Source organism: Helicobacter saguini, assembly GCF_000762875.2.
Lineage (GTDB): Bacteria > Campylobacterota > Campylobacteria > Campylobacterales > Helicobacteraceae > Helicobacter_A > Helicobacter_A saguini.
The window spans coordinates 238811-249788 of sequence record NZ_JRMP02000002.1; the positions used below are offsets into that span (position 1 = coordinate 238811).

Here is a 10978-nt window from a genome sequence, read left to right on the forward strand (position 1 = left end):
ACCACTACGTAAATCACCGCCAATTAATGCACTAGATAAATCAAATGCTATAATTGTGCTTGGATTTCAAGTGGATAATACACATAATCTTCTTTCATTATCGCATAAGGTGGATTATATTTCTCTGTAAATATAAATTCTAACTCTTCATATCTATCTTTCATTTTTTCAAAATGTGTTTTCCATAAATCATTTATTATTAATTTTGATATATTTTGCATGAATATTACAATCAATGCACTTCTTGTATTAAAAGATATTGATTTGATAGAATCTAGACTTATTTGTTTTATTGCTTTTGTATGATTGTTACTATTAGATTGTAGTGTTGTCTTGTAGTATGACTTAAATTGTGTGATTTTTTTTGAGAAGATAGTTTTTGTATGTTTTGCGTATTCTTTTAGCGTATTATCGTTAAAATGTTTATAAATATCTTTAAAGATATTACTAAAGATTCCAAACATAGATAGCCATGCGTATTTTTTTAATTTTGTGTTATAGGCAAACGATAAAATTATCATAAGTTTTATGGCATTTTTTTCTAATTCCTGCATATTATTGTTTATAAAATATTGTGGCAACGGAAATATAAAAAGAAATGAATCTTTTAATATATGAGAAGCTAAATCTAGTATAATTTCCATTAATGATTTTTTGGTAGGCTCATCTAAAAGCTTAAATGAGGCTTTTTCTTCATCATTTAAAAAATTAGATTCAAAAACACTAATTATACTTAAGGAGCTAAAAACATTTGCATTGCTAACATGGTTGGAATCTAAGTTTATGTGTAGATTTTCAAACACAAACTCTTTATTATTAAAGCTAAAAGATTCAAAGGATTCTATTAGTTCTTCTAGGCATATATTATCTTGAATATTATTTTTCTTTTGTAGCTTTGATATTAAAAAAATCGAGTTAGAATTATTAAAACTTGCATAATTAGCAATGCCAAAATTAAACCTTAAAGCATTATTTTTAAAATCCATATCTTTAATTTCTAAAAATTCACCTTTAAATATTAAAGAAAAATTCATTTGTTTAAGCACACTTAAATATATAGTTATAATAAATATACTTGAGATTTCGTAATGAAAATATGATAAATCTTTTTTGGTCCGTAAAGATTCTAAAAATTCATTAGTGTTACTTAATATCTTTTTCCTTATATTTTGTAAATTTTTATTTATATTATTTAAGTTTATTTCTGGTTGAAAAAATTTAGAAATATATTTATATGCCTGCGGTTCAATAGTAATATCTACAAAATAATTAATTAAAGAATTTACACTAGACGCAATAGGAATATGATTTGAGATGTCAATACTTTCTGTCTTTGTCTTTAATCCTTCATAAATATTTCTTGCTATTCTAGCAAAGGGCGATAATGATACCACTAATGGAGCAATTCTATTGCTTTTTCTTTTTTCTAAATCATATTTTGAGTAATCTTTATTTGCGTTATTAACTTTTTGCATATCGTTAATTTGTGGTCTGCCATTTATTTTAAAATTTAATAATTCACTTGAAGTGTAAATATATTCTGCTGTTTTATTAATAAGACGTGCAGGAGAATTTGTAATAAATAGATAGTTTTTTGATGTTTTTGAGGTTTCATTATTAGATTTAGACCTAGCTATCAATGTTGCTAAGGTTTGTGATGTAAAAAATGGATGTTGTATATACATAAAATTCAAAAAACTTCCACCTAAACATTTTTTTTGTAGCATATCATAACAACTATTAGATTCAAAAGATGAATTAAAACGCGTAAAAATTTTTCCGCTACTTTTAGAATCTATATTGCTATTTGATAATTTTTGCGTTATGGCAGATATAAATTCTTCTTTGCTTTCAATATTTGTAAAACTACCACTTAGAGCTACTTGATTTGACATTATATATTTATTGGAATTTATAGAATCTATATTTGAAAACATAATAAAATTATTATCACAAATAAGAAAAGAATTAGATAAGCTTTTAGTGCAAGTAGCAATACCATACGATACTTGCGTAAAAAAAGATTCTAAAATGGGGATTATAAGCGGAAAATAAAATTTGTTTTCTTCAAAAAATTTATTATTTTTGTGATATTCATACATTTGAAATATCATATCTATGGTTGTAATTGCTAATGATAAATAATTAGATGTGATAATAAATAATATACACTCAATTAATAATCCACTTATAAGAATAAATAAATTTTTATCTTTTTGATTGTTCCCATCTTTATAAGTCTGCATGATAAAAGATAATAAATTATCAAAAGCATTGTTAATATTTTCCTTAGTTTCTTGCAATGTAATAAGTGATAAGTCATAAATTTTAGTATTAGATTCTAATTGGGCAATTATATTCTTATTTAATATCTTAACTTCTTTATTAAAAGTATCAAAATCTATAAAATTCATATTTGAAAAAATATCATCTTTATAATTTTTTATAGTTTTTATTTCAGATTCTATAGAATCTTTATTGCTTGGATTTGAGTGTAAAGCATTATTTAGGTCTAGCAAACGTTGCTTTTTGTTTTTGTTTGCCTGATTTTTTATGCTATTTAAAAAATTTTTAAAAATATCATTAGAATCTGTTTGCAAGACTTTATATGTCAAATTTCTTGTTTGTGTTTTAGAATCTATATCGTTATAAAAATAAGCATATACTTTTTTAATATTCTTTTGTTTTTTCACTAACAGATTCTCTAAAGTACTAGAATCTATTTTTGTATATAAAATATTATAATGATTTGAGATAAAAGTAATATCACTCTTGGCATTGTATATTAAGTTGTCGATTGTGTATTTTATATCATTTGTATTATATTTAAATGATATTTGTGTGATTTTTACTGACATTTCTAAACCTTAAAAATATTTATAGAATCTATAAATAAAATTTGCTTGACTATAATTATAGCTTAAAGTAAATCACGCAAATCTATTTTTTAGTTTTATAAACTTCTTCTAAGCCTTCATTAAAATCTATTTTTAAATCTAGCACTTCTTTTGGGAATATGTAAGGACGAGCAGATGGGAGACCATAGATAAGATTCGAGTAGATTCTTTTACCAATAATATATATCGCACCTGTATATGCTTCAAACCCTACACCCTTATATCTTTGCACTATCACTTTCCACATCATAAGATAATATTCTTTTATAGATTCTAATGTTGAGTCTTTTGTCCTAGGGTCTTTTACATAACCATGTTCTACCGCCCAAGAAATCCCCATCCATCTGCCATCATCATCCAATTTTATCGCTCCATACATACAATTAGTGCAAAAAAATGAAAAATCTATAATTAAATCAGGTGGGAATTTAGTATCAAAATATGGGTCAAGACCATTTATTAAGCCTTTTTGTGTGCTACTTTTATTTTGATATGTTTTTAATTTGGTAGCTTTCAAAGGAGAAATTGGCATATTTTTAGTAGCTGAGATATAATTCCTACGAAGTGTGTCTATTCCATCTCCACCTAAAGCGATAGAGCAACGCAAACAGGCATGATGCATTATAAGCTCATTATATACAGAATACGGAAAAACATCATTAGGAGAATAATTATGTGCTGCTAAATAGAAAGCCAAAGGGCTTTGATATTTTATAGCAGCGGCAAGATAGAGTTCAGCTCTAAACATACGAGTATAATTATTCTCTTCTCTTTGTGCTTCTTCATCTATTGCCTCCCATACAATAGATTCTAATGCGTGATTGTAACACTCTAGTGCTACTTCTCTTAATAATCCTAAATCATAAGCTGTCATAGATGAATTATAAAGCCTATCATTATCTATACTCCATTTATATAATTGATAATACATATAGCTATTTTCTGGTATCTTTTCATTCATTAGCTCTTTTGTTATCTTAAGACATTCATACAAATCTTTTCTGCTTTCATCTCCACCTTTTAAATGTGATTTTTTAAATAATAGTCTTGCTAGTTCTACTCCCGCTTTTAAGTATCTTTCATTATAGGCTATTCTTAGATTTTGTAATATTTCTTGTTGTATCTTAGAATCTAAATTATTAAAATCTATTTTAGATTTAGATTCTAGAATCTTAGTTGCTTTATCATACGCCTTTTTTGCTGTATCACTTATTCTATCACTATATTTATAAGGCTCATAATCTACATCAACATAAGGAAATAAACTTGATTTTAACTCACTTTTTCTTACTATCATTTTTCGCTGTTCTTTATAGCTTAGCTTTATAAACTTTTCTTTTTCTTCTTTGCTCCATTTCATACCATTACCATTTGGGGATTGTTTGTAGGATTTGATAGTTTGTAGCATAAATTTAAAAACTTCCATTCTCATTTCTTCTTCTGTCATGCTATTATAAGGTGGTGTTTCATTTATTCTATCTACTTCATCATAAAGCTTTTTCCATAATGATATTTCTTCTTCTTCAAATATTGCACCTTTCATCTTTTTCCTTTAATCTTTTATATCTATTGTCGTTGGGATAAAATCTTTGTCATAAATAAGATTACCACATAACCAATTATCAGGGATAGTATTTTTTGCATAATCTTTTTGTCGTTCACCTTTCGTTATTGTAGATTTACTTGGAGTTATTCTTTCTTTATATATTTCATAATTCCACCCTGCTATTCGTTTAAGCTGTATTAAAAAATCTCTATTTATTGCTATTGCTCCTTTTTCATTATATTTTATTTCAATAAAGTTTTCTTTTTTATTGTTGTCTAAAAACGATTTATTATTAGAATCTTTTGATATTTTTAGCTTTGTGGTAATAAGTAGTTTATGAGTAATCTTATGCAATGTGCAAGATTTTGGCTGGATGTATAATGTATTTCTTAAATAAGATTCTATTTGTTTATTTTCACCCATTTCTAGGTAATACCATAATTTACAATATGCATCTTTAAATGCACTGCCACCTTTTTCTCCAACCTTATTTATATCCACATTATGATTCATAAAATTTCTTAATGTTTGCAAAAGTGTTTGCATTGCTGTATCTTCATTATTGTGAAATAATGCTACACTAGGAGAGTGCATACAAAAGCCACTATTTAATGGAGAGCCACCAATTATCATAGCTTTTATATCTGCATTTATTAATGTTTGAGTGATTTCTATAGGTAATGTAATATATTTGCTACCTTTTTTACAACTAGCATAAGGTGTATCTGTGTGTCTATTGATAGCAATAAGTAATGTAATAGCTTTTTGTCTCATTTCGCTTACACTACTTATATGTGTAGGAAATATTTTATCAAGTATTTTATTAGTAACATATCCAATTGTTACTTTGGTGATTATTGCCGTAATGTTATATGTTAGCTTATTTGAATGTTTAGATAATGTATTTAACTCTTTTATATAAGTATTGTTTTTATCTAGGTTATTTGCAAGTGCTTTTGTTATATCTTTTAATACATCTTTAATATTATCATTAATAAGTGGGGTTATAAATGGGTATTTATTTTTTAATAATTCTTTTGCTATGTTTTTAGCAGAATCTTTACTTATATTAGCAATTCCATTTAATATTGCTTCCATTATATCTTGTGTGTTTTTTTGAATATCATATATTTTTCTAATATTATCTTGTATTGACTTATCCTTTGTATTTAATATAACAAATACAGTAAGATTAACATAATATATTCCTATAATGTTATCTAAAATTTGGTATTTCTGTTTATATTTTTTTATCTCATTTAAAATAATTTCATAAAATAATAATCTTTCATTTTCATCTAAACAATTTAGCATTGAAATATTTAATGGTAAAAGCGGCATTATTATAGTTTCTAGGATATTTTCATATTCCATTTTATTATCATCTTTTACGTCTTTTTCAAGTTTACTAAATTGCATATTTTGATATTTTTCGTATATTAATTCTAAATTAGAATCTTTATAAAAATATCTACTTAACACACATAAACATAAATCTTTTATAGAATCTATATTATAAAAAATATTACTTTTTTCTTTAAAATATTTTTCTATATCTTTTCTTTGTTGTTTGTATATGTTATCAATTTCTTTTTGGTATTCTTGCAATTTCATAAAATTAAAATTACTAAAATATGACAATATTTTTGTAATATCTAAGGATATTTTCAATAATTCATTATAGTTTTTTGTGATAATTGCTTGACATTCTAATTGAAATTGTATTTTATATTGATATATGTTTGTATCTTGTTGTATATTACCAAAATCCCAAGACATTATATTGAAATAATCCCATTGAAAAGAACTATGTAGAATATAAATAAAAAGTTCAGCTATGTCATTAATATCACAATGTATAAACGCATCTTTTTTTAATTGAATATCATTGTATTTATCCATAAAAAATGTTTTTACGTTTTTATAACTTTTTATATGTGCATCAATGTATTTATAATCCATTCTAAGTATGTATGGTGTATGTTTTCGCATATTATCTATGGCTTTTTCCATATTTTTATTAATATTATATATTTTTAAAAATATATACTCAAGTTTGTTTTTTTCAATCCTACACATAGCCGATAGAAATAAAACATTATTTTTTATATTCTCATTGTTTTGCAGTGTATTTTTTATATGTTGTTGCACTTTATATTCACTTACACCATTATGCAAACAATTTGTAAGAAACAATGCAGTTTTATTTATCCTTGCAGGATTGTGTTGATTACTTGTTTTAAAGCTTTGCATTAAAATATCATTTGCTAATAAAGAAGAAAAGCTAGAAGTTTTAACAAATAAAAAGCTATCAAATCTTAGAAATATATTTTTAATATGTTGAAATGCTGAAGATTCAGTAATATCCGCACTATCAATATTATCAATGCTAAATGTTGAAAATTGCGTGTTTGCAATATGAGATTTAGAATCTATATTGTTTATCTCAAAAATATTGTTTAGATATTTATCATTTTTTATCATTTCTTTTTGTAATGACAGGCTAACTTTAAATTGTGTATCTTTTAGTATATCTTTACTTATAATATCATATACACAAGTAGAGATAAATTCATTATGGTTAGGATAGAGATGATAAGTTAGAGTATTGTTATTTTGTGTTGTGATTAGATTCCCAAATCCTGTATTTTTAAGGTTTAAAAAACTAGCTAATGAATATTCAAGTTTTTCATAAATACTTATAATTGCCCCATAAAGCCTATAGGCTTGTGTAATTTTTTTATTTTCTTGCACTCTATAAACAAAAAAATCCATTATTTCAAATAACAATAAAGTGATAGAAATAAGTATACCAGTAGGTCCTATAATACTACCACATAACAATAAAAGCACTCTTTTTGCTGCACTGCTACCTAGTTTATATACTAAAATATGCACTAGTAATGGAGTGTGTGTTGTCATAAAAATACTTATACTAAGTATAATAGCCCCTTTGTTAAATCTATTTTCAAAGTCTTCCTTTGATATATTTTCATATTGATTTATTTGCATTATTATCTCTTTTATAGAATCTTTTGTTTTATCAAAAGCTTTTTTGGTATCAAAAAAATCGCAGTCTTTTATATTATCAAGATTTAAAGTTTTATCTTTATAAGATTCTAGATTCTGTTTTATTTTATTGAATTTAGTATTGATTTTATCTGTGCTTTTGTCTATATTTTTTTCTTGTAAAAGTGATGCTAATTCTATCATAATTGCATTTATATCTAAACTCTCTTGCTTGCTTGATATAATAGATATAGCATTATTAAAAGATTCTAAAGACTTATCTTTTTTATTATTTTGTTCTAGAGCTATTTTACTACTCTTATCTAATGTAAAAATATATTTTGATTGCGTAACGCTTCCTTTTTGATTAAGATATATTTGCATAGCTAACTTTAAATCTACTACTTGCATTTGTATTATATTATTTAAGCTAAAATGTTTATCATCTAAATAATTTATTTTTTCTATATTTATATTAACATTGTAATTTTTGTGTTTTTGTGATACAAAGATTACATTATTTGTTATTTTACTCACTTTTATCTCCTTCATCATTATTATCAATCTTTGTAATTGAGCTTTTTGTAATTGTTAGAATAAGAGCTGAAAGTATAAATATAACAGCCAATAAAACTTCTATCCAAAACTTATCCATAATATCATTAAGTAAAGCATAAATAGCAGGAGGTACAATAATAGCAAATACAATCAAAAGAACAATAATTTGAAACTTAAAGCTTGGTATATTAATTCTATACTTTGTGTGGCATTTTTTGCACTGAAACATAATTTTTCCTTTTTCATTGCTTATATCATAAGCCATCAATATATTTTGTTTGTTTCCACATATTTCGCATGTATGATTCAGCTGTATCATTTTATTCTCCCTTGATATAAGCTAATTTGTTATAGTACGAAACTTTTTTTATAAGTTAACTATTTATTAAAATTTTACTTGCTTTAATACTAATGAATTTTCACAACTCCCAGTCGTCCTTATTATCAAGGAAATCCTGCACTTGTGCTCTAATATCCTCATATAAAAAGCTCTCCTTAAAGCCATCCATACGCCCACCACTGGCGTTTTTATGCCCACCACCGCTAAAACAAGCCTGTGAAAGCGCGCTCACATCGCAGTTCCCATTAGAACGCAGGCTCACATTCCCACGACTGCCCACATCGATGTAAAAGTCAAACTCCTTATTATTCGTCAAAAAGCGATTTGCCACGACCGAAATCCCGCCCATACCATAGCTAAGAAAGCCGACCTTATCCTCATAATACACCTTGCAAGTCTCTTTTTTTCTCTCAAGGAGTGCGACTTGCGCGCGCGAAATGATATTATCCATCGTCTCACTATTTTTATCGCCGCCAAGCGCCTCTTTTTTAAGGAAAAAAATCTCATTATCAAAGGCGACTTCATCGAATGCCTTACCATTAATTAGCCCGCCAGCCTTGCTCTCATACTCTTTGAAATACTCAAAAGCCCTCCGCAGCAGCCCTAGCTTATACTCGCGGCTCTCAGTGTCAAACATATAGCGATTTAGCTCGTTGCTTGTCGCAATAAGGCTCATCGCGACCTTGCCAAACTCAAAGCCAAAGCCATCTTCAAGCCAAATATCAACCGAGTTAATCATCTCAACCATAGGCTTTAGCCACTCCTGCGTGGCTGCATCCAAGCCAAAACGCTCAAGCAAATACTCATAAGTGATTTTTGTCGCGCACCGATTAATATCAAGGTGATACCACTCGTAAGATTCCGCACTCTCCTGCCCTGTGGCGTGGTGGTCTAGCAGGATAATCTCCACATCAAGCCCGCTAAGTTTCAAGTCCTTAACCTGCTCGCTTAAAAACTTGCATTCGCTCAAAGTAAGATTTAAATCAGTGATTAGGATTATGAATTTTTCTTTATTATTATCTTTAGAATCTTGTGTATTAGATTCTATATTTTGTAGTTTTTGTGTGTTATTTATTGTAGATTCTGTAATTTCTTTAGAATCTAGATTCTGTGAATTGTTAGAATCTTTTGTTGTGGATTCTGTAGTTTTTATAGAATCTTTTATTTTAGATTCTATATTTTTGTAGTGTTTTTTAGAATCTAGATTATTAATTTTAGAATTTATAGAATCTTTAGAATCTAGATTCTGTAATTTCTTAGAATCTTTAATTATAGTTTCTGTAACTTTATTATTAGAATCTATTATAGATTCTATGTTTTTATTGCGATTTTTGGAATCTTTTATGCTGGATTTTATAACTTCTTTAGAATCTAAATTATTAATTTTAGAATTTATAGAATCTTTAGAATCTAGATTCTCTAATTTATTAGAATCTAACTTAGAATCTTGCAATTTAGATTCTATATTCCCTAACTTCTTAGAATCTAAACCACTAATATTCCTAGTTTCACTAATAATAAAGTTATTAATTTTAAAACTAAGATTTTTAGAACGTTTAGAATCTTTAACCTTAAAAGGAGAATTATCCGCAAAAATACTAGCAGGGCTACTTGATGCTGGCTTAAACCCCGCAATCTCATCAATAATCGAATTAAGCCGCACACTCACCTCACGCCCATAATTCGCATTATAGAATCTAATATCCCTAAAAAACTCGCTAGAAACCAGCTGACAACCATACCCATCCAAATCGATATGCGATAAATGATACACTTTCATAATAAATCTTTCTATTTTCGCCCTTACCTTAAACACGAAAAATTATACTAATCTCGCTATTATAGCAAACTTTTTGCAATCACTAATTTTGTTTGTTGTAATATTATGTTGTTATATTTACCTTGCCTTTAAATGTTATGCCTGATTTATCTAGGCTTATTTTAGTTTCATCTAGCTGTAATGTTATGTTATCGCTGCTAGCTTGAATTGAAATTTTATTGCCTAATGATATATTTATATTTTTCTTTGTTGATATTGTTATATCATTTTCTGCATTTATAATATATTCATTTTCACTTTTATGTAAGATATTATTAGCATTTATAGCTAATGATTTATTAGCCAAAATTCCAATAGATTCTTTACTTGATAAATGTAATATATTGGAGCTTACTAGACTTAATTCACCACTAGAACTTACATTAAGACTTTTTGCTGTATGTATATTGCCGCTTGCATTACCTATTATATCAAAGTTGCCTTGAATAATTTTTCTACTTTTCCCTTCTACAATACACTCCCCATCCCCCTTTATAGATTCTGTGTGATTCCTACCTATACTTATTTTATTATCTCCTAATATATTTAGGGTGTTTGATAAGCCTACTAATGTATCTTTGCTTAAATCTACTTTTGTAAAGTATTCTCCTTTTACATTTACGCTTTTTGATTGAAGTATGTTTTGTGTGTGAGATTTACTTATAGATTCAGTGTAGCTTCCTTTTACTACAGAATCTTTATCTTGTTTTATTACTTGATTAAAGTTAGATTCTATGATTTCTTTATAGTCTTTTTGGGCGTGTAAGTATATTTGTTCGTTATTCTTTGTGTTGGTTAATGTTAGTTCG

5 protein-coding genes and 1 pseudogene are annotated in these 10978 nt (G+C 26.7%); all 6 read right to left on the reverse strand.

Annotated elements, in window-relative coordinates; translation table 11 throughout:
- Window positions 1-47: 47 nt before the first annotated feature.
- Window positions 48-2858 carry a hypothetical protein gene (locus LS64_RS02200; RefSeq protein ID WP_034571297.1) on the reverse strand — a complete coding sequence of 937 codons (2811 nt, stop codon included), beginning with the start codon at window positions 2856-2858 and terminating at the stop codon, window positions 48-50.
- A gap of 82 nt (window positions 2859-2940) precedes the next feature.
- Window positions 2941-4440, reverse strand: coding sequence for a hypothetical protein (locus tag LS64_RS02205; protein ID WP_118949272.1), 1500 nt, complete (start codon window positions 4438-4440; stop codon window positions 2941-2943).
- A 9-nt stretch (window positions 4441-4449) separates the two neighbouring features.
- Window positions 4450-7455: a hypothetical protein gene (locus LS64_RS02210; protein WP_138127232.1), complete on the reverse strand. Its 3006-nt coding sequence runs from the start codon at window positions 7453-7455 to the stop codon at window positions 4450-4452.
- A gap of 526 nt (window positions 7456-7981) precedes the next feature.
- Window positions 7982-8329, reverse strand: a complete 348-nt coding sequence (locus LS64_RS02215; protein ID WP_034571035.1) for a hypothetical protein — start codon at window positions 8327-8329, stop codon at window positions 7982-7984.
- A gap of 1642 nt (window positions 8330-9971) precedes the next feature.
- Window positions 9972-10130 (reverse strand): annotated as a pseudogene (locus LS64_RS02225) (3',5'-cyclic-nucleotide phosphodiesterase); the annotation flags it as partial.
- 103 nt (window positions 10131-10233) lie between these two features.
- Window positions 10234-10978, reverse strand: a 745-nt coding sequence (locus LS64_RS12300) for a bacteriophage T4 gp5 trimerisation domain-containing protein (protein WP_161976968.1), incomplete at its 5' end; no start/stop codon positions are given.